Raw genomic sequence first — 24,485 nt, 5'->3', positions numbered from 1 at the left:
GCGCAAGCAATCTTGCCGCAGTGCACAAAAAACGCCCCCTGCGACAAATCGAACGGGCCGCACGATGACAAACCCGGCGCACTGCCTACATGGGAAGAACCGCACCGCCACTTCCGCGCGGGGCGGCGGCACCAACGCCGAAGCGCCCGGAAGGATCCCGTATGATCGTCACCACCACCCACACCGTCCCGCACCGCGAGACAGCCGAGATCCTCGGCGTCGTCGCCGGCGAGGCCGTCCTCGGCGCCAACGTCTTTCGCGACATCTTCGCCGGCATCCGCGACTTCATCGGCGGGCGCGCCGGCGGCTACCAGAACGTGCTGAGGGACGGCCGCCACATGGCCCTGCAGGACATGACCGAGGAAGCCAGGGCGCTCGGCGCGGACGCCATCGTCGGGGTCGACATCGACTACGAGGCGGTCGGCCAGAACGGCTCGATGCTGATGGTCTCCGTCAACGGCACCGCGGTCCGCCTCACCCGCTGACCACGGGCTCTTCCCATGGCTTGTCCACAGCCTTTAACCCCTTGGGCCTGAAACGGGAAATTCGGTACTGACAGCCGTCGGGCTGCGGCTATAGTCGGTTCCGGAAGAGTCCCCCGGAGAACCCTCCCCCGGGAACACGTCCCCCGGCAAAGCCCCCGGAGTGTGCCGATGCCCCGCCTGCTGCTGCTGCGCCACGCCAAGTCCTCCTGGCTGAACCCGTCCCTCGACGATTTCGATCGCCCGCTGAACGATCGCGGCCGCGCCGCCGCACCGGTGATGGGCATGTACATGGCCCGGGAAGGCTTCAGGCCGGACCATGTGCTGTGCTCCTCCTCGCGCCGCACCCGCGAGACGCTCGCCTGCGTCATGCCGCATTTCAAGGGCGAGGAGACGGTCGCCTTCCGCGACGACCTCTATGACAGCTCCGAGGACACCTATCTGGAGATCATCCGCGAGCATGGCGGCAACGCCGACAGCCTCCTCGTCGTCGGCCACAATCCGGCGACCCGCGAGACCGCCCGCTCGCTGATCGCCGCCGGCTCCAGGGACCTGCGCGCCCGCATCGACGAGAAATACCCGACGGCGTCGCTGGCGGTGATCGATTTCGACGTGCCGGGCTGGGCCGACATCCTGCCGATGAGCGGCCGCATCAAGGCCTTCATGCGGCCGCGCGACCTGCAGATGGAGGACGATCCGGGGCTCTGAACGGCCGCCCGATTGCCCGCGCACGACCCGTTCCCCGTCCCGTTTCCTCCTGTCGTTGCAGTGCGCACCCTTTTACCGCGCGGCCCGAAGGCCTACATGGGACGCGGAGAAAATGCCTTGAACCTGACGACACTCACCGACGACGCCTGGCTTGCGCTCAACAACGTCGCCGACTTCGCCACCGGACTGGTCACCCCGTCCGTGCGCCTCGGCGTCACCGGACTGTCGCGCGCCGGCAAGACCGTCTTCATCACCGCCCTCGTCCACAATCTGATCAAGGGCGGGCGGATGCCCCTGTTCGAGCCGATGGCGACCGGCCGGCTCGCCCGTGCCTCCCTGCAGCCGCAGCCGGACGACGCCGTGCCGCGCTTCGACTACGAAGCCCATGTCGCCGACATGGTCGACGAGCGGGTCTGGCCGAGCTCCACCCGCCGGATCAGCGAATTGCGGCTGACGGTCGCCTACGAATCCGCCTCCTATTTCTCGCGCACCCTCGGCAGCGGCAAGCTCCATATCGACATCGTCGACTATCCGGGCGAATGGCTGCTCGACCTGCCGCTGCTGACCAAGGACTACGCGACGTGGTCGCGCGAGGCGGTCGCCCTGTCGCGGCTGCCGAACCGGGCCCGGCTTGCCGGCGACTGGCACCGGCGTCTTGAGGCCGCCGACCCGGCCGCCGAAGAAGACGAGGCGACGGCCCGCGGCCTTGCCGATGCCTTCACCGGCTATCTCGCCGCCTGCCGCGCCGACGAGCACGCGCTCTCCATGCTGCCGCCGGGCCGCTTCCTGATGCCGGGCGACCTCGACGGCTCGCCCGCCCTCACCTTCTCGCCGCTGGTCCTGGAGGACGACCGGGTGGTGCCGCGGACCTCGATGAGGGCGATGATGGAGCGCCGCTTCGAGGCCTACAAGACCCATGTCGTGCGCCCCTTCTTCCGCGACCACTTCGCCCGGCTCGACCGCCAGATCGTCCTCGTCGACGCGCTCTCTGCGCTCAATGCCGGACCCCATGCCATGCGCGACCTGGAGAATGCGCTCGCCGACATCCTCTCCTGCTTCCGGCCCGGCCGCACGAGCTGGCTCGCCTCGATCCTGACCCGGCGCATCGACCGCATCCTCTTTGCCGCGACCAAGGCCGACCACCTCCACCACACCGACCACGACCGGCTGCAGCGGGTGCTGAAGCGGCTCGTCAAGCGGGCCATCAAGAAGGCCGAATTCGCCGGCGCCGACATCGATATTCTCGCTCTTGCCGCGGTTCGCGCAACGCGTGAAGGCACGGTCAGGCGCGGCGGCAACGCCCTGCCGACGATCATCGGAACGCCGATGACGGGCGAGATCGTCGACGGCGAGCGGTTCGACGGGAAGACGGAAATCGCCATGTTTCCCGGGGACTTGCCGAAAGACCCTGAATCACTTTTCGCACACCTTGAATCTGAATCGGAACTTGAAGAAGCCGTCGCAAAAGTTGAATCGGAATCGAAGCATCAACCTCTTCAACCTGAATCGAAACTTGAACTTTCCCGCGCCGGCACCGATGTGCGCTACGTCCGCTTCCGGCCGCCGAAACTGGAGCGCTCGCCGGACGGCCTCAGCCTGACGCTGCCCCATATCCGCCTCGACCGGGCGCTGCAGTTCCTCATCGGAGACAAGCTGGCATGACCGATCCCAGCCGCAGGCCGAAGGCGTTCCGGCTCGACGAAGCCGACGTCGTCCTCAACGAGGCGCCGGCCGAGAGCGCTCCGGAGCATGCCGATCTCGCCGTCGTCGTCGCGGAAGAAGCCGAGCGCGACAGCCCCTATCGGCCGAAGCTGCCGAAGCGCCGCTGGCGCTGGAGCGCGATCCTCATCTCCGCCCTCGGCGGCCTCATCTCGCTCGCCGTCGGCGTCGCCATCGACCGGCTGATCGCCGACCTCTTCGCCCGGGCCGACTGGCTCGGCTGGCTCGCCGTCGCGCTCGCCTCCCTTGTCGTCGTCGCCGCCCTTGCCATGGCCCTGCGCGAGCTATTCGGCCTGTGGCGGCTCGCCCGCATCGATCGCCTCAGAACCGAAGCGGAGGCCGCGGCGAAAGCCGACGACCGGGCCGGCGCCGAGGCCGTGCTGAAGGACGTCGTCGCGCTCTACAAGAGCCGCGCCGACACCGCCCGCGGCCGCGCCGCCATTGCCGCCCATGACGGCGAGATCATCGACGGGCGCGACCTCATCGTCCTTGCCGAACGCGATCTGATGCGCCCGCTCGACATTGAGGCGACGCGGATGATCACCAATTCGGCAAAGCGGGTCTCGGTCGTCACCGCGATCAGCCCGCGCGCCCTCATCGATGTCCTGTTCGTGTTCGCCGAAAGCCTCCGGCTCATCCGCCGCGTCTCCACGCTCTATGGCGGCCGGCCCGGCGGCATCGGCTTCTTCCGCCTCACCCGCCACGTCATCGGCCACCTGGCGGTCACCGGCACCATCGCCATCGGCGATTCCATGATCCACGAACTGGTCGGCCAGGGCCTTGCCGCGCGCATCTCCGCCCGCCTCGGCGAGGGCGTCGTCAACGGGCTTCTCACCGCCCGCATCGGCATTGCCGCGGTCGACGTCTGCCGGCCGATCCCGTTCATCGGCGAAACCCGCCCGAAGATCGGCAACGTCTTCAACGAGCTGGTGAAGGCCCAGAAGAAGGCGGTTGCCCCGGCCGATCGCACTCAGAATTCGAAAGAGCATTGAACTCCGGGGCGATCCCTTTCGCACAGGTCGGGACGCGCAGAGCAGCAGGCATTCCGAAAATTCAGCAACATCGGAGCCAAAAACGCGCGCCCGACCTTACTTTGACCGAAGGTCTGAAATATATCTTTCCGCTTCCAAAATATTCGGAAAGACAACCCCATCTACAGAGACACCGTTCGCTTCTTTTTTGATTTCTTTTCCCTTGTAGATCTTAATTCGATCTCCAGGCCGTATTTGCAGAGGATGCGCCGATGGAGGAACAGATGCGCGCGGACGTTCGACATTTTTCGAGAAAGCCCGGGCCAGCGTGAGCATTTCCCGCGTCATCTCGGCAGTATCGATCGACGCCTTTGTCTGCTGCACATCCATGATCGTTCTCAGCCCGCCCCAAACAACGAGAAGTCCAGGAACTGCGAACATTATTCTCAGCAGAAACGGTGTTTCCTGCTGGACCAGCGAGCTGGAAAAAAGGCTCGCCAGCCCGTCCGACATGAAGCCGCTGATGGCCGCAATGGCGCCGAAGAAAACGCCGACCCAGGCGACCAATTCCACCCACGCGCAAACAGCTCTGCCTGCCCGGTACGTCCGTTCGTAGCTATTCACTTCTCAACTCCAATCAACTCAACCAAAAACAGTGTCCTGGAGGTCCCCCTCCGTCGACAAGCGTGACGTCAGCCGAAGGCGGCGTAAAAGCCGAAAAGCGCCGAATCGTAAAAGAAGCACGATTCCAGCGCCAGCCCGTTAGCCGTCGTCATCGCCAGGGTCACATCCACGTCACGGCCTGCCGTAGCAAGCCCCACGATCCGCGCCTTGCGGATATTGGCAAGGCCGTAGCTCTTTGAGACCGAGCAGCTCGACAGGAACCCGCACGTGAACTGACCGACGGCGTCATAGCCGTTCGGCCGGTCCTCGCCCAACTGCAGAAGGCCCATCTGCTCGCGGAAATAGCGATAGGTGACGAACTTGAGCAAGCCGCCGAGATCCTGGGCCTCCAGCGCCCGGCCCATGCGCGCAAGGCTGACGGCAAGGTTTTCCGAGACCGCCACGTCGCCGGCGTCGAGATAGGGCGCGACAACGGACGGCACGGCCCCATCGGCCCGGGTGCAAATGTCGGATAGCACAGTAAGAAAACCACAACCAGGATACCGGTAACGGTAATCCTTGGCACCATTGCGAATGGTAATTGCCGGCCGGCCCGAATATGTGTCATGTCGATTCTTCCCACGGAATCCCCAGGGTCCGTTTTCGAATCTGAACAGCGGCGGATCGATGGATCGAGGGCGCCGGCCGGATCCCGCGCCGGTCCCGCCGCAACGGAGTGAGTCATGGTTCAGGATGTGGTCGTTCGCCCCGCACGCGCCTCGGACCTTGCCGCCTGCCGGGAAATGGCGGACGAGAACTGGCGCCGCTCGATTGGCGACAAGGTCGCCGCGGAAAAGCTCGACGCCATCGTCTCCCGCCGCCATTCCGACGAGACGCTGACCCGACAACTCGCCGAGCCGGACACCCTCTTTCTCGTCGGTGACTGCCATGACGAGATCGTCGCCCAGGCATTTTTGCGGAAGGTGGAAGGCGGGTTTTTCATCGACCGGCTGCACGTGACGCTGCACCGCCAGGGCCTCGGCATCGGCGCCAAGATGATGGACGCGCTGATCGAGCGCACCGCCGGCACGCCCCTCGTTGCCGAGGTGATGGCTGACAACGGCGCCGCCCGGTCGTTCCTCACCCATTGCGGCTTTGCGCCGACCGACCGCCAGGCAGCCCTTGCGGCGGAGACCGGCCTTGCCGCTCTGGTCATGGAACGGCCGCCGCGTTAAGACAAAGGCGCGACCGAGGGAAACGCGCGCCGATGTTCGTCAATTTCTTCCAGGAACTGAAATCCGCCGGCCTGCCGGTCTCCCTGCGCGAATACCTGACGCTGATGGAGGCCCTGTCCGTCGACCTCGCCGAAAAGCGGGTGGAGGATTTCTACTATCTCTCCCGCGCTACCCTGGTGAAGGACGAAAAGAACCTCGACAAGTTCGACCGCGTCTTCGGCGCCGTCTTCAAGGGCCTCGACCTGATGTCCGACGCCGTTAAGGCGGAGATCCCGGAAGAGTGGCTGAGGAAGCTCGCGGAAAAATACCTGACCGAAGAGGAAAAGGCCCAGATCGAGGCCCTCGGCGGCTGGGACAAGCTGATGGAGACCCTGAAGGAGCGGCTGAAGGACCAGAAGGGCCGCCACCAGGGCGGCTCGAAATGGATCGGCACCGCCGGCACCTCCCCTTTCGGCGCCTATGGTTACAATCCGGAAGGCATCCGCATCGGCCAGGACGAGAGCCGCCACCGCCGTGCCGTCAAGGTCTGGGACAAGCGCGAATTCAAGGACCTCGACGACAGCGTCGAGCTGGGCACCCGCAACATCAAGGTCGCCCTGAAGCGCCTGCGCCGCTTCGCGCGCACCGGCGCCCACGACGAACTGGATCTCGACGGAACGATCAGGTCGACCGCCCACCACGGCTATCTCGACATCCAGATGCGCCCGGAGCGGCGCAACGCCGTCAAGGTGCTCCTGTTCTTCGACGTCGGCGGCTCCATGGACCCCTTCATCCGGCTCTGCGAGGAGCTGTTCTCCGCCGCGCGGATGGAATTCAAGACCATGGAGTATTTTTATTTCCACAACTGCCTCTACGAGCGGGTCTGGCAGAACAATCGCCGCCGCCACGCCGAGACCGTCCCGACCTTCGACGTGCTGCACAAGTTCCCGTCCGACTACAAGGTCATCTTCGTCGGCGACGCTTCCATGAGCCCCTATGAGATCGCCTATCCGGGCGGCTCGGTGGAACACTGGAACGAGGAGCCGGGCACGGTCTGGCTGCAACGCCTGCTCGCGGTCTATCCGCGCACCGTCTGGCTGAACCCGGTGCCGGAAAAGCACTGGGGCTACACCCATTCCATCCAGATGATCCGCGAGATCGTCGAGGACCGCATGTTCCCGCTGACGCTGGAAGGCCTCGACGGCGCCATGCGCGAACTCGTTCGCTAATGGAGCCCCGCCCGTGACCAAGCTCATCATGGTGTTCTTTGCCGCCGTCGCCGCGATCCAGTTGATCCGGCCGCTCGGCTGGCCGGGGCTGGAACACCGGCGCGATGCCTGGAAACTGGCGCTCCTCGCCCTCGTTATCGTCGGCATCTTCGTGCTCGGGACGGCGGCGCTGCAGGCCTCGTAAGGCTTTTTTCTGGTCTGACGAACCGAAATGATTTCCGACACCCGAGCGAAGACTTCGTCATTGCGGAGTTTAACTTCAGAAGCGCCGGCCGATTAACCCTAACGGAAGATGAATCGGGTGTCGGCGTTCAAATTCCCGACCGGAAGCTGTATTTTATCTGCTGAGTAATCGTCTTCGACTGACGCCGCGGATCCGGATCGGATCCGGGAAAACGACGAGGTGTCCGTGTCCCGTCCCTGCGACCTTGCCTATGCCGCAGTCCCCGCCCGCGCCGGGCAGATGCCGCAGTTCCGGTCCGCCGAACCGGTGGCGCCGCGGCCGCTCGCCCCGGCAAATGCCGCTTCGTGCGGGCGCGACGGCGAGACCTGCGCCCCGTCGCGCAACGGTCTTTTCCGGGTCTGCGTCGCCGACAGCCTGGACGGACTCGATGCGCTGAAGGAGACCTGGGAGACGCTGGAACGTGAGGCCGCAGCCCCGCTGACGCCGTTCCAGTCCTTCGGATTCTGCCGGGCGATGGCCGAGACCATGCTCAAGGCCCATCCGGACTACCGCCTCCACGTCATCTGCGTGCGCCGCGCCGCCGACGATGAACCGCTCCTCATCCTGCCGATGGAGATCGAGACCCATGCCGGCGTCCGCGTCGCGCGCTGGCTCTCCGGTCCCGCCGTGCAGTATGGCGATGTGATCGCCGCCGGCGTGCCCGGCGACGATGCCTTGAAGGCCGCCATCGACAGCGCCGGCATCGGCGGCCGCGCCGACGTCTTCGACTTCCGCAACATCCGCAAGGACGCGGCGATCGCCCCGTTCCTTGCCCGTACCGGCCACGCCACCGGGGTGACCTCCGAAGCGCCCTTCGTCGACCTGACGCAAGGCGCCGATCTTGACGCCGTCGTCGCCCGCCAGCGCGGGCGCAAGCGCAAGGACCGCCGCCGCAAGCGCCGCCGGCTCGCCGAGCGCGGCGACATCCGCTTCGAGGTGGTCGGCCCCGGCGCCCGTGCCGCCGCCCTGATGCACCAGGCGCTCGCCTTCAAGCTCGACTGGCTGGAGGCAAACGGTCTCGTTAGCCGCGCCCTTTCCCAGAAATGGGTGCGCAAGGGCCTCATCGAAGCGGCCGCGAACGCCCCGATCGCCCGCATCTCGGTCCTCAATGTCGGCGGCGACATCGCCGCTATCGAGGCCGGCTTCGTCACCGGACGCCGCTACTATGCCTTCATGGGCACCATCAACACCGCCCATGGCGACGTCAGCCCCGGCGAGCTGCAGACCGAGGAGACGCTCTCCTGGTGCCTTGAAAACGGCATCGAGCGCTACGACTTCCTGCCGCCGGTGCAGCGCTACAAGCTCGGCTGGGCGGAAGAGACCGAACGGGTCGCCAATTACGCCCTGTCGCGCTCCCCCCGCGGCTGGCTCTATGCCCGGCTCTGGCTCGGCGTTGCCGAGCCGCGGATGAAGGCGACGTTCCACCGCCTGCCCTCGCCCCTGCGCCACCTGCTCGCCCGCTTCGTCGGCCGAACCGCGGCCGAAAACGCCGCCGGATAGGCCGAAACGCGGCCGGCGCCGCACCGCCGCCCTGGAACCCTTCCAAGAAAAAAGCACCGGCGAATACTACGTCGCCATAAATAAAACGTGATTTGGGACGAAAGGGAAAGGGCGCGGGAGTTCCGCGTGCCCGGCCCCGTGCGGCATCGGGCCGAAGGTGTCAGTGGTTCTGCCGGAAAGTCTGCCGAACGGCCTGTAACACGTCGCTCCCGAGGGCCGTCACCGCACCGCCATTTTCACGGTGCGATACGCCATGTACCTGACTTCCATCAATAATTTCCGCGCCATCGCAATCATCCTGATTGTCATGGGCCACAGTTTCTCGTTTGCCGGAATGACCTTTCAGACATGGCCGGAGAAATTCGTCGGCAACCTGATTTCCGGCGCCACGACGCTCTTCGTCTTCATTTCCGGTTTTCTGTTCTACCATGTCTTTTATGCGCGTTATGACTATAAGACCTTCCTGACAGGCAAGTTAAAGAACGTTGCCGCGCCCTATCTTATTTTGTCCGTGCTGCCGATCATCTGGTCGATGACCAGCGGCGAGCCCCAGAAGGCCTTCTTCAATCCGGCCGGCCCGGGCGTCGTCGATACCTGGATCGTGCCTTACGTGAAGTACGTCCTCACCGGCGGCTTTGCGACCGCCTACTGGTACATCCCCTTCATCATGCTGGTGTTCCTGATGGCGCCGGCGCACATCGCCTTCATCCGCCTGTCCACCGCCCGCCAGATCGCCATCACGGCCGCGCTGGTTCTCGTCGCCGCGCTGGTGCAGCGCTCGCACGGCAACCTCAACCCCGTGCAGCACCTCATCGCCTTCACGCCGGCCTATCTGTTCGGCATCACGGTGGCCATGAACAAGGAAGTGGTCTGGGCGCGCCTCGCCGGCAAGGAATGGCACCTGGCCCTTTGCGTCGCCTTCTTCGACGTGGCGGAGATCGCCACCGGCCATTTCAGCAACTACCACAAGGCGCCGTTCGCCTGGGGCGGCCTCGACCTGATGCTGTTCCAGAAGCTCTTCATGTGCCTGCTCCTCTTGCAGCTTCTCCACCGCTTCGAGGGCCGTTCGTCGAAGACGCTCTCGCTCGTCGCCTCCACGAGCTTTGCCATCTTCTTCATTCATCCGGGGCTGTTGAAGCTCATCCATACCGTCCGCGACGCAAACGGCATCCGCTTCGATGCCTCCTGGCCGGTGCTGCTGCTGGCAACGACGGGGATCCTCGCCGCCTCGATCCTGATCGCCATCGGCGTCAATATCCTGCTCGGCAAGAAGAGCCGCTACGTCATCGGCTACGCCGGCAAGGCGCCGGGCCTGATCCATGCCCGCTCCGGCCTCAGGCCCGCGTGAGGCAAACGGACATTGGGGGCGGCCGCCCGGTCGCCCCTCACCCCTCAAAATATCTCCCCGGGCTCTGGCCGAAGGCGGAGCGGAACATGGCGATGAAGGCGCTGGTGGTCTCGTAGCCGAGCCGTTCAGCGATGAGGCCGACCGGTTGCCGGTCGGCGAGCAGTTCCAGCGCCTTCAAGAGCTTTGCTTGCCGCCGCCAGGCCCGAAGCGTCAGCCCGGTCTCGTCGCGGAACCGCCGCTCAAGCGTCCGCCCGGAAACGGCCGCGGCGCCTGCGAGCGCGTCGAGCCCGCGCGGGTCGGCCGGATGCTCCCGCAGCTCCCGCGCCAGCGCCCGCAGCCGTTCGCTCTGCGGCATCGGCAGGTGCAACGGGGCCACCGGCGAGACGGCGATCTGGTCGATAAGGACGGAGACGAGCCGTCCCTCCGGCCCCGCCTCGTCATAGTTCCGCGGCCAGGACATCAGCGTCAGGATCAGCTCGCGCAGCAGCGGCGTCACCCGGACGACGGTCGGCTCCGCCGGCAGGTCCGGGGCCGCTTCCGGAACGATATAGATGGTGCGCAGCGCCGTCGGCGCCCGCGTCCTGGTGCCGTGCGGCACGCCCGGCGGCATCCAGACGGCCCGCTCGGCCGGCACCACGAAGGTGCCGCCGTCGGTCTCCACCGCGAGCGTCCCCGAAACGATATGGAGGAGCTGGCCGCGCGGATGGGTGTGGCGCGGGTTGATGATATCCCCCATCCGATCGGCGGCATAGGCCACCACCCGCTGCGGCAGGTGGTGCGGCGCCGATTGATACATTTCCGGATGAATCTGGGACATCCTACGCCTTTGTCGCCTTATCGATACTCTTTGTCATTTTAGCGCTAACACGCCGTACATGAAAACGATTATCAAAAGGCTCGATTTCGATTTCCCGTTCGGAGACATGGATGGCCCGACTGTTTTCGCTCCGCCTCCCGGATTCCCGCCTCGACTGGCGCTCGCCCGCGGCCATGCTGATGGTGATGGCCGCCGCGATGCAGCTTTCCTTTGCCGCCTGGTGGACGCTGCTCAACAACTTCGCCGTCGACGTCGTCGGCTTCACCGGCAAGGAAATCGGCATTCAGCAGTCGATCCGCGAGATCCCGGGGTTCCTGTCCTTCGCCGCCGTCTTCCTGCTGCTGGCCATGCGCGAGCAGACCCTGGCGCTGGTCTCGCTGCTGATGCTCGGCATCGGCGTGGCGCTGACCGGCTATATGCCAAGCTTCTGGGGCCTGATCTTCACGACGATGGTGATGTCCATCGGCTTTCACTATTACGAGACCATGGCCCAATCCCTGTCGCTGCAATGGCTCGACAAGGCCGAAGCGCCGCAGCGCATGGGCCAGATCCTGTCGGTCGCCGCCGTCGCCCAGCTCGCCGCCTACGGCCTCATCTTCTTCGGCTGGCGCACCTATGAGCTGTCCTTCGAGATCGTCTTCCTGATCGCCGGGCTGACCACCATCGCCGTCGTCATCTTCCTGTGGCTCGCCTACCCGCAGTTCCGCGAAGGAACGCCGCAGAGGAAGACCCTCGTCCTAAGAAAGCGCTACTGGCTCTATTACGCGCTGACCTTCATGGGCGGCGCCCGGCGCCAGATCTTTATGGTCTTTGCCGGCTTCATGATGGTGGAGAAATTCGGCTACGACGTCCACGACATCTCGGCCCTCTTCCTCATCAACTGCATCATCAGCATCTTCTTTGCCCACCGCATCGGCGCCTTCATCGGCCGGGTCGGCGAGCGCCGCGCGTTGACGCTGGAATATATCGGCCTGATCCTGGTCTTCGTCGCCTACGCCTTCGTCGCCAATCCCTACATCGCCGCCGGGCTCTATGTGATCGACCACGCCTTCTTCGCCATGGCGATCGCCATGAAGACCTATTTCCAGAAGATCGCGGACCCCGGCGACATCGCGCCGACGGCGGGCGTCGCCTTCACCATCAACCACATCGCCGCCGTCGTCATCCCTGCCGCCTTCGGCCTCATCTGGCTCGTCTCCCCCGCCGCCGTCTTCCTCATCGGCGCGGCAATGGCCGCAACCTCGCTCCTGCTCGCCCGCATGGTCCCGGAGCACCCGGAACCCGGCCGCGAGCTGGTGTGGCATCCGAATCCGGAAGCGGCGCCCGTGGCGGCGGAGTAGCGAAAAAGAAAAAGCGCCGGGGCAAACCGGCGCTTTTTTCTTACCAACAAACCGTTCCGGTTACCTCCCGACCGCCACCCCCACATGGTGAAACCCAACGACCGACGGCACGCGCCGGAGCGGATAGCGGTCTTGCTCCTGGAACGAGAAGCCACCTGCCGTCAAAAGCTCCGTCGGGTTGCGGTTGATGTGGCAGCCTTGGGAGATCAGGCCCCAATAGGGGTTCAGCCGGTCCTGCCAGCGCGCGGTCTTTTCGCAGTCGGCGCGGCCGTGTTCGACGAAGAGCAGCCGGCCGCCCGGCTTCAGGACCCGGCGGATCTCGCCGATGGCCTTTTCAACGTCCGGGATCGAGCACAGCGTATAGGTGACGACGACGGTGTCGGCGAGGTTGCTGTCGAGCGACATGTTCTCCGCCGATTCCGGCACGATCTCCGCCTCGATCCCCGGCGCCAGGCGCTCGAAGTCGACGAGGTCGGTGAGCCCGTCCGGAGGATTGACGCCGATCAGCCGGCGCACCTGGCGTTCGTCGTAAAAGGGCAGGTTCCGGCCGGTGCCGATGCCGATTTCCACGACCACGCCCTCGGCCTTCGGCACCATCTGCTCGCGCTCGCGCATTAGCGGCGGCGCGCCGCAAACGGCGTGCACCATCATCGGCGAAATTTTCTGGCGATAGAAATTCAGCATGTCTTTTGAGTATCCACCGTTCTTGCGAAGAACCGTTAACGCAACAGATAGGTTTGCCGTCCCGGCATCACCAGTTGCCCGCTCCGGCCGCTCCCATCGTCACCCCGGGCCCCGAGCCGGGGCCTATTGCCCCTCTCCATGCCGTATGCCGGTGGTTGCCAGGAGGAAGCGTTCGCCCGGGGATCGACCACATCGAGGCCCGACGCGGGCGACACTGTCGGGACGGGCATTGGATCCCGGCTCTCCGCTGCGCTTCGGCCGGGATGACGGGGAGAGGGCGGGGCAGCGGGAGTGACATGACATGTGCCGTCATTTCGACAGCTCGACGGGCGCGGGCGGATGGGGAGACAACGGATTGTCTTCCTGCAACCCCGCCCTGACCGCGCCGAGAAGGATCAGCGCGACGATGACGGCGCGCAGCCCCATGCTGGACGTGCGCCAGAACGGCAAGTGCTTGAGAGCGGACATGACGGTGGCCTCCCTTGTTGGCCGAAATCGATGGCCAAGGGATAGCCGGAGGCGCGGCGCCGGTATGTGACGCCGGTCACAAAGACGTTGGTTCAGCGTCTTTTCGCGTAATTAGGCGTCCTGAAGGTCTAGGCGTTTTTCGATGCGCGCAACACGCTCGTCGAGCCGGTCGATACGCCGGCTGAGGCCGGCATATTGTTCCTCGAGGAGCCCTAGCCTGCCCTTGATCTCGCGCAGGTCATCGCTGTGACGATCCTGCGTGGCGCGGATCGCGCGCAAATGCTCAAGGACAAGGTTTTCCGTATCGGGCTCCACGATAAAGCTCCGGCAGGCATCACCAAGAGCGAGTGTGAGCCTGCCGGCAACCGCTGTCAAACCAACAGCCTATCTTCAATTCACCCCGAGCTTCTTCTGCAGGTTCGTCGAGGACGTCGTGTACTGGAAGATGATCCGCTCGTCCGGGCTGACGATCCTCTTGGCGGCCTGGGCCATCAGCGCACCCTCGTGGAAACCGGAGAGGATCAGCTTCAGCTTGCCCGGATACCAGTTGATGTCGCCGATGGCGAAGACGCCGGGCACCGAGGTCTCGAATTTCTCAGTGTCGACCGGGATCAGGTTGTCCTGCAGCTCGATGCCCCATTCGGAGACCGGGCCGAGCTTCATGGTCAGGCCGAAGAACGGCAGGATGCGGGTAGCAGTAATCTCCTGCGTGCCCTCCTCCGTCTTCACAGTCGCGCCGGAAAGGACGCCATTGTCGCCGTGCAGCTCGGTGATCTGGCCGACGATGAAGTCGAGCGCGCCGACGGCGGCCAGCGCCTTCATCTTGTTGACGGAGTCCGGCGAGGCGCGGAACCCCGGCCGGCGGTGGATCAGCGTCACCCGCTTTGCCAGCGGCTGCAGGTTGAGCGTCCAGTCGAGGGCGGAGTCGCCGCCGCCGACGATGATCAGCTCCAGGTCCTTGAAGTCGTCCATCTTGCGGACCGAATAGAAGACCGAATTGCCCTCATAGCCCTCGATGCCCTGGATCGGCGGGCGCTTGGCCTGGAACGAGCCGCCGCCGGCGGCGATCACCACCACCTTGGCATGGAACGTCGTGCCGAGGCCGGTGACGACGCGGAAGCTGCCGTCGTCCAGCTTCTCCAAGGTCTCGACCATCTCGTTGAAATGGAATTCCGGATGGAACGGCGCGATCTGCTCCATGAGCTGGTCGGTGAGCTGCTGGCCGGTGACCATCGGCACGCCCGGAATGTCGTAGATCGGCTTTTCCGGATAAAGCTCGGTGCACTGCCCGCCCGGCCGGTCGAGGATATCGATCAGGTGGCATTTGAGATCGAGCAGACCGAGCTCGAAGACGGCAAACAGCCCGACCGGGCCGGCGCCGATGATGACAACATCCGTTTCTATCGCGTCAGTCATTGTTCTTGTCCGCAGCTTGTGGAGTTTCCGCCCGAGATGTGCGCGTCCTGCATAGCGCGCCCCGACGGCAAGGGGAAGCGCTGCATATTGCTGCACTCAAAAGGGGACGGCGAGAAACGGACGGGCCGTCTTGCCGGCCGTCGCGGAATAGATTTTTACAGGAACGCCGATGCGGGGGAGCCGTTTGCGGCCTTCCCCCGCATCAACACGGACCGCGAGGGGCGCGATCAGCCGGCGGCGGCCCCGACGGCGCGGCGGCGGACGATCGCCAGGCCGTCGCGCATGTTCATGGCCAGCAGCGTGAAATTCACCGCCCCGGCGACGAGTTCGACGACCTGCACGGCATAGAACCCGGTGTCCAGCCGCCCGTCCCCCGCTCTCACCGCAAGGAACGCCGCGGCCGGCACCAGGACGAACAGGCCGACCGGCGCGATGATCGCCATCCGCCGCCTCTTGAGCGCAACGAGGCCGCCCCGCCAGCCGCGGCCGAGCCGGGTCCCGCTCGCGCCGGCGGCGACCAGGCACGGGATCAGCACGGCGAGCGCCCACAGGATCGCCCATTTGACCCGCGCCACCGCGGCCGCATTGCCGAAAAGCTCGACCGCCACGGTTGCCACCAGGAAAGACGCGATGATCGCCAGCACCAGACCGCCGGCAGCAGCGTGAAGTTTTCCGCCCATTATCACTCTCCTTTGAACGCGATCCGCCCGCCGGTGCCCGGCCGCCCAAACCCGGCCCGGAAGCCCCGCCTTGCCGGCCTCGATCGCACAGGCCTGATTAACATAGCATGCTATTTATCATTGAATAGCACGCTATTCAAGTGCGAGAAAGGACCATGCGCCCGTCAAAGACATCCGGCTTCGACAAGACCCGCTCGGCGGGCTACCTCGCCAACCACATGGCTCGCCTGTTCGCGATCGCCCTTGCCGAGGAGATCCGGCCGCTCGGCCTGGCGCCGGCCCAGTTCATGACCCTGCTGGAGCTGTGGCGGACGGACGGGCTGACCCAGAAGCAACTGGTCGAGCGCCTCAATGTGGAGCAGGCGACGATGGCCAACACCATCGCCCGCATGGAGCGCGACGGCCTCGTCAGCCGCCGGCCCCACCCGGACGACGGCCGTGCCCAGTCGATCCACGTGACGGAAAAGGCGCGCGCGCTGGAAGCGCCGGCGACGGCCGCCGCAACGCGCGTCAACGACAGCGCCTTGAAGGATTTCTCACAAGCCGAGCGGGATCAGTTCAACGCCCTGATGGCACGGGCCATCGACGCCCTCAAGGCGACCGACGCGCGCAAGAAGGGTCCCTGACGAAAAGGGAACCGCGACGCCGCTGCCGGCAGGCTGCGTGTGGCGTTGGCCAGGACTGGCGCCGGCTAGGCATGGTGCCCTTATGCCTGACGCTCGGGCACCCTGACGACCAGCCCGTCGAGTTCGTCGGTGACGCGGATCTGGCAGGACAGCCGCGAGTTCGGCCGCACATCGTATGCGAAGTCGAGCATGTCCTCTTCCATCGCCGACGGCTCGCCCGTCCTCTCGGTCCAGTCGTCGTCCACATAGACGTGGCAGGTGGCGCAGGCGCAGGCGCCGCCGCATTCCGCCTCGATGCCCGGAACCATCGCCTTCAGCGCATTTTCCATCACGGTCGAGCCGACCGCTGCGTCAGCCTCGTATTTGGTGCCGTCGGGATCGTAATAGGTGATTTTGGGCATGGGGACCGCCGGATGAGAAACAGGTGAAAACCGGCTCTGGACATAACCGCTGCGGCGGGAACGTCAACCCCCATGCGGCGACAAGTCTGCCACATTGCCGCGTCCGCTGACAATTTTGAATGGATGCCAAAGGAGCGCCGCCAACCCGCGGACGATGCGGATCGGGCGGGCTCGCGGTTGAGGCCATGAAAACGAAAATGCGGCGCCGCCCGACAAGGGCGACGCCGCGATGCATGCGGGCGGACTGGCCCGGTCGCGGCCGCCGTCGGGCCGCGCGAAATCGTGTGCCGCTCAGTCGCTGAGGACGGTGCGGATGTAGTCGTTGGCGGCTTCGATCGCCTCGGCAAGGCTGGCGAGCGCCGCATCGTCCATGGTGGCGCCGTCCGCGGCCGCCTCTTCGAAGAGATTGGCAAGCTCAGCGATCCGCCAGGCCCCGATGCCGCGGGCCGAGCCCTTGATGGTGTGGGCGGCAACGCGCATCTCGCCCGCGGTCCGGGCATTGCGCAGCCGGCCCAGATAGACCGCCGACTGGCGGACGAAAAGCTGCAGCACTTCCCGCTCCAGGTCGCGGTTGCCGAGGGTGTGCCGCGCCAGATGGACGAGGTCGACCGGACGGTCCGGCTTTAAAGCCGCATCCATCGCTTGGAATTCCATTGCACCTGCCAATGCCATTTTCCCGATCCTTTTGCCGAACGGTCCGCAACGGACCGCTCCGTCTTGCCGCGCCGGCCCCGCCGGACCGGCCTTGCAGCTCGATTGAAGCGTCGCAAAAAAAGGCAAAAAGGCGGTTAAGTCACTCCGAATGCTTCAACTTTAAGAAATCTTTTGAGAGATGTGTTGAACGAAGCTTTAACGCCGCCCGCAGGCGGTAACATTGCGCCTTAGGAATCATTTTACGTATACGCTGGTACCATCCGGCCGAATTACCTGGCGCCGGGCGCCTTGCCCCCGACGATGGCGTAGCCGGCCGGCGTCAGCTTGCAGACCAGCCAGTCGGGCTTCAGCGGATTGGCGAACCAGTGCTCGGCCCAGCCATTGGCGATGCAGGCCTCGACGGTCTTGGCCGAGTAGCGGCGCCCGTTGGCGTCGAACAGCGGCAGCTTGCCGCCCGGCTGATCGAGCCCGCTCTCCAGGTAGCGGCGCTGCACGTCCGTCGGTTTTGCGGCGCGCGCGCCGCTCTTCGGGTCGTTCGGGATATCGCCTCGTCCGCTCATTTCCAACGCCCCTCCACCGCTTCCGGAAAAACCGTTAACCATTAGTTAAAATAATCGCAACAGGCGGTTTTTGCGGTTCCTTTTGAACAAATGTGCCATTACGATATGGGATGCGGCAAGATGCGGGGGAGGCTACGATACTGTTGCGCCAGCCGTCGTTAACCAAACGGCTGATGTTCCGATTTCCCCAACAGTATTGTCCCCAGTTTCCGGAGCTCCGTATGAGCAACGGACGTGCGGCCGGATAGTAATGAGTGCGGACGCGAGGCGATTGACAAAAATGGCAGGCAATTCACCGAAACCGACCGATCCGGCGGAAGTTGCTCTGAGTGCCGTCGAAGAGGCGCTGAAACTCGATTTCGGCGCATCCGACACGGAAAAGAAACCCGAATCCGAGACCGCATCGTCGGACGCGTCCGACAAGGTCGAGGTCAAGGTCGACGACCCGGCGGCAAAGAAGGCATCCAACGCCGACACGTCCGGCGCACCGGATGTGACGCCCGGGCCTGCCTTTGCCGCATCGCCGGCATCGCGGCCGGCCGACGAGACGGATGACGCGCCGCCCAGCGACGTCGCCTCGCCGCGTCGCGGACGCCGCCGCGGCCGCATGGCCGCCAATGACGACCGCCACAATATCGGCGCGCTGGTCTATGCCCTGCAGCGCCGTCCCTCTTCCGCGCCGTTCTGGATCGCGCTCCTGATGTCGCTCGTCTGGGGCGCCGTCGGTCTCGGCGTCGCCTGGGTCTCGTTCGGCCAGGAAATCCTGTCCATCTCGACCGTTCAGGACCTTGCCCGCAACGCCCCGCTGATCGGCACCGCCGTCGCCATCGTCGTCCCGATCATGTTCTTCTGGGTGATGGCGCTGATGGTCTGGCGCTCCCACGAGCTGCGCCTCGTCTCGCGCTCCATGACCGAGGTCGCCCTGCGCCTCGCCGAGCCGGAAGACATCGCCAAGGAATCCGTCGTCAGCGTCGGCCAGGCCATCCGCCGCGAGGTCGCCGCCATGGGCGACGGCGTGGAGCGGGCGCTGGCCCGCGCCAGCGAGCTGGAGGTCATGGTCCACAACGAGGTGGCCACCCTCGAGCGATCCTACAATGACAGCGAGCTGCGTATCCGCGGCCTGATCGAGGAACTGGCGCTGCAGCGCGAGTCCGTCGTCAGCAATGCCGAAAAGGTGCGCTCGGCCATCACCGGCGCCCACGCCATGCTGACCGAGGACCTGCAGGTCACCGGCGACCGGCTGTCCAACGACGTGCGCTCGGCGACGGAACGCTTCTCCGACGCCATCACCGCCCAGTCGCACCAGTTCTCCACTGCCTTCGGCAATGCCGGCGACCAGTTGATCGAGAGCTTCAACGAGCGTGGCCGCTCCTTCATGGAGGACCTCGCCCAGCGCTCCGCCAACGTCACCGACGCCATCGCCAGCGCCAATTCGGCGATCGCCGAGACCATCGACGCCCAGAAGGCCGGTCTCGCCGACACCCTCGACATCTCGACCAGCCAGCTTTCCGAGCTGCTCGCCTCGCGCAGCGAGGAAATCGCCGGCACCCTCGGCGCCCGCAGCGACGAGATCAACACCACGTTGGCCACCTACTCCAAGCAGTTCGACGAAGGCCTTGCCAGCCGCAGCGAGGACATCAGCTCCACGCTCGCGTCCTACGCCAGGCAGTTCGACGAGCGGCTCGGCAGCCGCACTGACGAGATCAACTCGACCCTCTACACCTACACCCAGCGGGTCGACGAGAGCCTCGGCATGCGCCACGACGAAATCGCCAACACCCTGGCGCTGCGCAGCGAGGAGATCGCCAACACCCTCAACGCCCGGTCCGACGAGATCGGCGGAACGCTGGCCTCCTTCGCCTCGCGGTTCGATGAGAATCTCGGCCTGCGCCACGACGAGATCGCCGGCACGCTGGCGGCGCGCTCCGACGAGATCGGCTCGACCCTTGCGTCCTACGCCCGCCAGTTCGACGAGAACCTCGGCGCCCGCCAGGACGAAATCGCCGAGACCCTGCTGCACCGCAGCCGCGAGATTTCCGACGGCCTGTCGACCACCAGCCTGGAAATCGCCGACATGCTCACCGGCCGCGCCGGCGAGATCAACGAGGCGCTCGACCAGCGCACCGCCGCGATCGCGGAAATCCTCGACGGCACCAGCAACCGGCTCATCGAGACGCTGTCGGAACGCGCCGACGCCGTCAACGAGCAGCTCATCACCCGCACCAGCGAGCTCGACGCCCGCCTGTCGGAGACCGGCGAATACATCGTCAACGCCATCGTCGACCGCGGCGGCGAGATCAACGAGACCTTCTCGGCGACTGGCCACAGCCTCGACGAAGCGTTTGCCGCCCGCACGCGGGAGGCCGCCGACATGCTCGGCCAGCGCGGCGAGGAGATCATCACCGCGATCTCCAAGCGCACCGAGGAGGTCGCCAGCGTCCTGCACGGCACCGGCGAATCCCTGCTCGTCGACCTGTCGCTGCGCGGCAACGAACTCACCGAGAAGATGGACGACACGGCGACCCGCATCGCCTCGACCATCACCGACCGCGGCGGCGACCTCGCCAACCGCATCGAGGCGACCGGCGATCGCATCCACGATGCCGTCGTCGTCAAGGGCGAGGCCCTCGACGGCAAGCTGATCGATGCCGGCGAGAACCTTGCCGGCCTGCTCGACGGCCGGCTGCAGAACTTCAAGGACGTTCTCGCCCTCACCTCCAACGAGATCGACCAGGCCCTCGGCTCGCGCACCAACGAGCTGGCCGAGCGCTTCGGCGCCGCCGGCGTCAGGATCGCCGAACTCATCGGCGACCAGAGCAACAAGGTCACCGGCAAGATCGTCGAGGCGGGCGACCGTTTCTCCGAGGCGATCAACGCCCACACCGGCACGCTCTCCGGCGAACTCGACAAGCGCCTGGAAGAACTCGACCAGGTCATCAACATCCGCGGCACCGATCTCATCGGCTCGCTCGGCAACCGCACCACGGAGATCGCCGAACTCCTGGAGAACCGCTTCTCCTCGATCAACGCCATGCTCACCGGCCACACCGAGTCCCTGGGCACCGTGTTCGACGAGCGCTCCGCCGCCCTCGGCAAAACCTTCGAGACTAAGGCGACCGCGATCGGCGAGGCCCTTGCCGACCGCACCGACCGCATCGAGCGGACCATCAGCGAGCGGCTCGAAACCTTCGATAACGCCATCGGCGAGCGGGTCGACCGCGTCGCCAACACGGTGGAGACCAAGTCCGACTACCTCGTCAGCACGATGGACACCCGCATCGCGCGGATCGACGAGGCGCTCGACGCCCGTGCCCGCCAGATCAGCGAAACGCTCATCGACCGGACCCGCGATATCGCCAAGGCGATGTCCGACGGCCACGGCGAGATGGCGACCGCCCTCGACGACCGCCTCAACGTCGTCGGCGCGGTGCTGACCAAGCAGGCCAACGAGCTGACCGACATCCTTTCGGACCGCATTGCCGAGATCAACGTCTCGCTCGGCTCCAAGGTGTTCGAGGTCGCAGAGACCCTGGACGGCCGCGGCGCCGAACTGGAAAAGGTCATCGGCGAGCGCATGCGCGACATCACGGCAACGCTCACCGGCGAGACCGGCCGCGCCCGCGACGAGCTGTCCCAGTCGCTCTCGGAAGCCGCCTCCAAGGTGGTCAGCGAGAGCGAGCGGGCCCGCCAGGCGGTCGTCGGCTCGCTGGCCGACGCCAGCCAGGCGCTGTCGACCGAGAGCGAGCGCGTCCGCGACGTCCTCACCGGCACCATCGCCCAGCTTTCCGGTGGCCTGACCATGGAGAGCGAGAAGGCCCGCGAGGTCCTGATGGGGGCTCTCGACGAGTTGAAGACGGCCATGACCGGCGAGGCCGACGACGCCCGCCAGCGTCTGGAAGCCACCGTCGCCCAGGTCGCCAACCGCCTGCGCGACGAGGGCGAGCGCGCCAGCGCCTCGCTCATCCAGTCCGTCGGCGGCGCCACCGACGCCATGTCCCGGTCCGCTGCCGAGCTTGAGGAGGTCATCTCCGGCCGCGGCGGCGAGATGTCGAAGAACCTCGACGCGCGCACCCGCGAACTCAACAACCTGCTCGGTGCCCGCACCTCCGAACTGGCGAGCCTCATCGAGCACCAGGGCACCGACCTCGTCGAAGCCCTGGAGAACCGCAGCCGCGATCTCTCCGGCAAGGTCAACGAGGTCCGCGACGCCATCGTCAACGCCCTGTCGATCAAGGGCGGCGACATCGCCGACGCGATTGCCCGCCAGGGCGTCGATGCCACCCGCGCCATCGCCGAGAGCGGCGAGGAACTGGTGCGCATGATCGACGCCAAGAGCCAGGAGACCGTCGGTGTCCTCGGCCAGACCAACGAGCGCCTGCGCAACGAGGTCTCGGAGATCCTGGAACGGCTGAACGGCTCCAACGCCACGCTGCAGGAAGTGCTGACGTCTGCCGGCAACAACCTCAGCGAGGTGGAGACCAACCTCGCCCGCCGCGCCGGCGAGTTCCGCACCGCCATCGACCGCGCGCTGGAAGACACCACGGCGTCGTCGAACCTGATCGCGGAAAATGTCGGCGTGCTGCGCGAGGTGTCGGAGAACGTGCTGGGCGACGTCGCCCGCATCGCCGACCGCTTCGAGAACCACGGCAAGACGCTGGCGTCGGCCGCCCACATGCTGGAAGACGCCAACCGCACCGTCGACCTCACCGTCGACGAGCGCCGCCAGGCCATCGAGGCGATCGCCAACGAACTCATCACCAAGTCGGAATCGGTCGGCGAGGTGCTGAAGTCGTTCACCGGCATCATCTCGACGACCCTTGCCGATGCCGAGGAGAAATCCCAGAGCGTCGCCGGCCTGCTCGCACAGGCAGCCGAGAACGCCTCCAAGAGCGTCATCGAGCAGTTCGAGTCGCTGCGGCTCTCCGCGGGCCTGGAAGGCCAGCGGGCCCAGGAGGCGGTGCGCTCGATCCAGACCGAGATGCTCGACGAGATGGGCCGCTCGGTCACCGAGGCCTCCGAGCGCTTCACCGAGGCGACCGCCCGCATGCGCGACATCGCTCGCGAGATGCAGGGCGAGCTGCAGGCGACCCGCGCGGAGATGAAGCAGGGCATCTTCGAGTTGCCGAAGGAGACCGAGGAAAGCACGGCGGCGATGCGCAAGGTCGTTTCCGAGCAGATCCGCGCGCTCAACGAGCTCTCGGAAATCGTCTCGCGCCAGGCCAACACCCTCGACATCTCGCAGCCGCGCCGCGAGGCCAATCGCGAGGTCCAGGGAGACCGCCGCGAGGCGCGCGCCCAGCGCGCCGCCTCCGGTGGCGGTGGCGGCTATTCGGCCCCGGCGCCGGCACAGCGTCCGGCGGAATCCTACCGTCCGGCCCCTGCCCCGCAGCGCCCGGCCGAATCGGCCCGCTCCGAGCCGGCGCGTCCTGAGCCGTCACGGCCCCAGTTCAGCCCGCTCGACGTTGCCCGCGGCACCCATGGCCGTGGCCAGGGCGGCAATGGCGGCGCCGACGACCGCGGCTGGGTCACCGACCTGTTGCGCCGGGCCTCGCGCGACGAGCACCCGGACGAGCATGACGACCGCGATCACGACACCCGTGGCCAGGGAACCCGCGACAGCCGCCAGGCCCCTGCCCCGGCCACCGAGCAGCGCTCGCCGCTGCACATGGTGGAATCGCTGAACTCGCTGTCGGTGGACATCGCCCGGGCGATCGACCACGAGGCCTTCCTCGACCTCTGGCAGCGCTACCAGCGCGGCGAGCGGAACGCCTTCACCCGCCGGCTCTACACCCTGCAGGGTCAGCAGACCTTCGACGAGATCCGCCGCAAGTACCAGCGCGACCCGGAGTTCCGCTCCGCCGTCGACCGGTACCTGGAGGATTTCGAACAGCTCCTCGCCGAAGTGTCGCGCAACGACCGCGACAACATGCTGAGCCAGACCTATCTGACCTCCGATACGGGCAAGGTCTACACCATGCTCGCCCACGCCAGCGGCCGCCTCGGCTGACGGCGCGGGTCATCGGAACCCGACTAAAGGGCGCCCCCGGGCGCCCTTTTTTCGTTGGGGGGACGGTCACACTGTCCCGTTCGCCATCACGCCGTCCATAGCCATGAGCGCCCCTCTCCAACGGCAACACCGGAGCCGATCGCAGACGCCGGCAAGGCGACGAAATGATCCGCACCGAACACTCCCCGTCACCCCGGGTCAAGTGTATGTCCCGGAGAGATGATTGACAGGTGTTCGGGGAGATGGCTGACAGTCATTGATGATTGTTTCGGGTATGGTTGAGGTCAATGGTTGCGATATGCGTTGCGCCGAAGCAGACGCGATAGCGACCATCGCGATCTGTCGGCCTGAGGGCGACAGGTTCGCCGCGGAAGGCCTTGGGCAGCTTCCACAGGCGGCCGTTGAAGCTGACGCAACATCCTGATGTGGAGACCCGCCGTACGATCTCGCCGGGCTCGTAATGCGGCTCCTGGAGGCGGTCGGGGAAGCGGCGCGGCGAGGGGCGGTAGCGGCTGGCCGGGGTTGCCAGCCCCAGCGCCTGGTGCGGGCGGACGGCATTGTAGAGCGGGCGCCAGCTGTCGAAGGCGGCTTGCGCCTGGGCGCAGTCGCGCAGCGCTGTGAGCGCCAGAACCTCGGCTTTCAATGTGCGGTGGAAGCGTTCGTTCTTGCCGCGTCCCTGCGGATGATAGGGGCGGGCGTGGATCACCCGCACGCCGAGCTTCAAAAGCCACACGCCGAGTGGCGTCCAATGGCCCGGCGTGCCGCCACCCCAGGGCGAGCCGTTGTCGACGTAGAGCCCCGCAGGCAGGCCGAAGAGACGGAACGTGCGCTCCAG

Annotated in this window: 23 protein-coding genes and 1 pseudogene; 12 read left to right on the top strand and 12 right to left on the bottom strand. The window is 66.0% G+C overall.

What is annotated here, in order from left to right; all coding sequences use genetic code 11:
* Nucleotides 1-161 precede the first annotated feature (161 nt).
* From M2319_RS13145 to M2319_RS13130, 4 genes are all read left to right on the top strand, one after another.
* Nucleotides 162-485 (top strand): heavy metal-binding domain-containing protein, encoded by a 324-nt coding sequence (locus tag M2319_RS13145; RefSeq protein WP_264601924.1) that lies wholly within the window; start codon nt 162-164, stop codon nt 483-485.
* 168 nt (nt 486-653) lie between these two features.
* Nucleotides 654-1,190, top strand: a complete 537-nt coding sequence (locus tag M2319_RS13140) for a SixA phosphatase family protein (protein ID WP_264601923.1) — start codon at nt 654-656, stop codon at nt 1,188-1,190.
* A gap of 96 nt (nt 1,191-1,286) precedes the next feature.
* On the top strand, nt 1,287-2,852 hold the full coding sequence (locus tag M2319_RS13135; protein ID WP_264601922.1) for a YcjX family GTP-binding protein: 1,566 nt from the start codon (nt 1,287-1,289) through the stop codon (nt 2,850-2,852).
* The gene (locus M2319_RS13130; RefSeq protein WP_264601921.1) at nt 2,849-3,901 is read left to right on the top strand and encodes a YcjF family protein; all 1,053 of its coding nucleotides are present in this window, start codon (nt 2,849-2,851) and stop codon (nt 3,899-3,901) included. Before M2319_RS13135 ends, M2319_RS13130 begins: the two co-directional genes overlap by 4 nt.
* Before the next feature lie 96 nt (nt 3,902-3,997).
* On the opposite strand, the gene M2319_RS13125 is transcribed toward M2319_RS13130, so the two are convergent.
* Nucleotides 3,998-4,504 carry a hypothetical protein gene (locus tag M2319_RS13125; RefSeq protein WP_264601920.1) on the bottom strand — a complete coding sequence of 169 codons (507 nt, stop codon included), beginning with the start codon at nt 4,502-4,504 and terminating at the stop codon, nt 3,998-4,000.
* A 68-nt stretch (nt 4,505-4,572) separates the two neighbouring features.
* Complete coding sequence (locus M2319_RS13120) at nt 4,573-4,986, bottom strand: hypothetical protein (RefSeq protein ID WP_264601919.1); 414 nt, start codon at nt 4,984-4,986, stop codon at nt 4,573-4,575.
* A 240-nt stretch (nt 4,987-5,226) separates the two neighbouring features.
* On the opposite strand from M2319_RS13120, the gene M2319_RS13115 reads away from it, so the two are divergent.
* The 5 genes from M2319_RS13115 (at nt 5,227) to M2319_RS13095 (ending at nt 9,997) form a co-directional block, all read left to right on the top strand.
* Nucleotides 5,227-5,718, top strand: a complete 492-nt coding sequence (locus M2319_RS13115) for a GNAT family N-acetyltransferase (protein WP_264601918.1) — start codon at nt 5,227-5,229, stop codon at nt 5,716-5,718.
* 32 nt (nt 5,719-5,750) lie between these two features.
* Entirely contained in the window at nt 5,751-6,926 is a 1,176-nt protein-coding gene (locus tag M2319_RS13110) for a vWA domain-containing protein (protein ID WP_264601917.1), read from the top strand.
* A 13-nt stretch (nt 6,927-6,939) separates the two neighbouring features.
* Nucleotides 6,940-7,110: a hypothetical protein gene (locus tag M2319_RS13105; protein ID WP_264601916.1), complete on the top strand. Its 171-nt coding sequence runs from the start codon at nt 6,940-6,942 to the stop codon at nt 7,108-7,110.
* A 219-nt stretch (nt 7,111-7,329) separates the two neighbouring features.
* Nucleotides 7,330-8,649 (top strand): GNAT family N-acetyltransferase, encoded by a 1,320-nt coding sequence (locus M2319_RS13100; RefSeq protein WP_264601915.1) that lies wholly within the window; start codon nt 7,330-7,332, stop codon nt 8,647-8,649.
* Between the two features lie 253 nt (nt 8,650-8,902).
* The gene (locus M2319_RS13095) at nt 8,903-9,997 is read left to right on the top strand and encodes an acyltransferase family protein (RefSeq protein ID WP_264601914.1); all 1,095 of its coding nucleotides are present in this window, start codon (nt 8,903-8,905) and stop codon (nt 9,995-9,997) included.
* A gap of 37 nt (nt 9,998-10,034) precedes the next feature.
* Here M2319_RS13095 and M2319_RS13090 read toward each other — a convergent pair whose 3' ends face one another.
* On the bottom strand, nt 10,035-10,814 hold the full coding sequence (locus M2319_RS13090) for an AraC family transcriptional regulator (protein WP_264601913.1): 780 nt from the start codon (nt 10,812-10,814) through the stop codon (nt 10,035-10,037).
* 110 nt (nt 10,815-10,924) lie between these two features.
* Between M2319_RS13090 and M2319_RS13085 the strand changes: the two genes are divergently transcribed.
* Nucleotides 10,925-12,154 carry an MFS transporter gene (locus tag M2319_RS13085; RefSeq protein ID WP_264601912.1) on the top strand — a complete coding sequence of 410 codons (1,230 nt, stop codon included), beginning with the start codon at nt 10,925-10,927 and terminating at the stop codon, nt 12,152-12,154.
* A 60-nt stretch (nt 12,155-12,214) separates the two neighbouring features.
* Here the strand turns inward: M2319_RS13085 and M2319_RS13080 are convergent, their stop codons facing one another.
* The 5 genes from M2319_RS13080 to M2319_RS13060 all read right to left on the bottom strand — a co-directional run bounded on the left by M2319_RS13080 (nt 12,215) and on the right by M2319_RS13060 (nt 15,402).
* Nucleotides 12,215-12,838 (bottom strand): class I SAM-dependent methyltransferase, encoded by a 624-nt coding sequence (locus M2319_RS13080; protein WP_264601911.1) that lies wholly within the window; start codon nt 12,836-12,838, stop codon nt 12,215-12,217.
* 309 nt (nt 12,839-13,147) lie between these two features.
* Nucleotides 13,148-13,306, bottom strand: a complete 159-nt coding sequence (locus tag M2319_RS13075; RefSeq protein WP_264601910.1) for a hypothetical protein — start codon at nt 13,304-13,306, stop codon at nt 13,148-13,150.
* Between the two features lie 111 nt (nt 13,307-13,417).
* Entirely contained in the window at nt 13,418-13,621 is a 204-nt protein-coding gene (locus tag M2319_RS13070) for a hypothetical protein (RefSeq protein ID WP_264601909.1), read from the bottom strand.
* A gap of 75 nt (nt 13,622-13,696) precedes the next feature.
* Complete coding sequence (locus M2319_RS13065; RefSeq protein WP_264601908.1) at nt 13,697-14,722, bottom strand: NAD(P)/FAD-dependent oxidoreductase; 1,026 nt, start codon at nt 14,720-14,722, stop codon at nt 13,697-13,699.
* Between the two features lie 227 nt (nt 14,723-14,949).
* Nucleotides 14,950-15,402 carry a hypothetical protein gene (locus M2319_RS13060; protein ID WP_264601907.1) on the bottom strand — a complete coding sequence of 151 codons (453 nt, stop codon included), beginning with the start codon at nt 15,400-15,402 and terminating at the stop codon, nt 14,950-14,952.
* 155 nt (nt 15,403-15,557) lie between these two features.
* Here M2319_RS13060 and M2319_RS13055 point away from each other — a divergent pair, with 155 nt between their 5' ends.
* On the top strand, nt 15,558-16,028 hold the full coding sequence (locus M2319_RS13055; protein ID WP_264601906.1) for a MarR family winged helix-turn-helix transcriptional regulator: 471 nt from the start codon (nt 15,558-15,560) through the stop codon (nt 16,026-16,028).
* 80 nt (nt 16,029-16,108) lie between these two features.
* On the opposite strand, the gene M2319_RS13050 is transcribed toward M2319_RS13055, so the two are convergent.
* The 3 genes from M2319_RS13050 to M2319_RS13040 all read right to left on the bottom strand — a co-directional run bounded on the left by M2319_RS13050 (nt 16,109) and on the right by M2319_RS13040 (nt 17,643).
* Entirely contained in the window at nt 16,109-16,429 is a 321-nt protein-coding gene (locus M2319_RS13050; protein ID WP_264601905.1) for a (2Fe-2S)-binding protein, read from the bottom strand.
* A gap of 291 nt (nt 16,430-16,720) precedes the next feature.
* Nucleotides 16,721-17,083 (bottom strand): Hpt domain-containing protein, encoded by a 363-nt coding sequence (locus tag M2319_RS13045; protein WP_264601904.1) that lies wholly within the window; start codon nt 17,081-17,083, stop codon nt 16,721-16,723.
* A 269-nt stretch (nt 17,084-17,352) separates the two neighbouring features.
* Complete coding sequence (locus tag M2319_RS13040) at nt 17,353-17,643, bottom strand: hypothetical protein (RefSeq protein WP_264601903.1); 291 nt, start codon at nt 17,641-17,643, stop codon at nt 17,353-17,355.
* Between the two features lie 280 nt (nt 17,644-17,923).
* Here M2319_RS13040 and M2319_RS13035 point away from each other — a divergent pair, with 280 nt between their 5' ends.
* On the top strand, nt 17,924-23,650 hold the full coding sequence (locus M2319_RS13035; RefSeq protein ID WP_264601902.1) for an apolipoprotein A-IV repeat region-like domain-containing protein: 5,727 nt from the start codon (nt 17,924-17,926) through the stop codon (nt 23,648-23,650).
* A 188-nt stretch (nt 23,651-23,838) separates the two neighbouring features.
* On the opposite strand, the pseudogene M2319_RS13030 reads toward M2319_RS13035, so the two are convergent.
* A pseudogene (locus tag M2319_RS13030) lies at nt 23,839-24,485 on the bottom strand (integrase core domain-containing protein); the annotation flags it as partial.

This window comes from Rhodobium gokarnense, assembly GCF_025961475.1.
GTDB classification, from domain to species: Bacteria; Pseudomonadota; Alphaproteobacteria; order Rhizobiales; family Rhodobiaceae; genus Rhodobium; species Rhodobium gokarnense.
The sequence above is the reverse complement of the archived record's forward strand: the minus strand, read 5'-3'. Positions and strand labels throughout refer to the sequence as shown.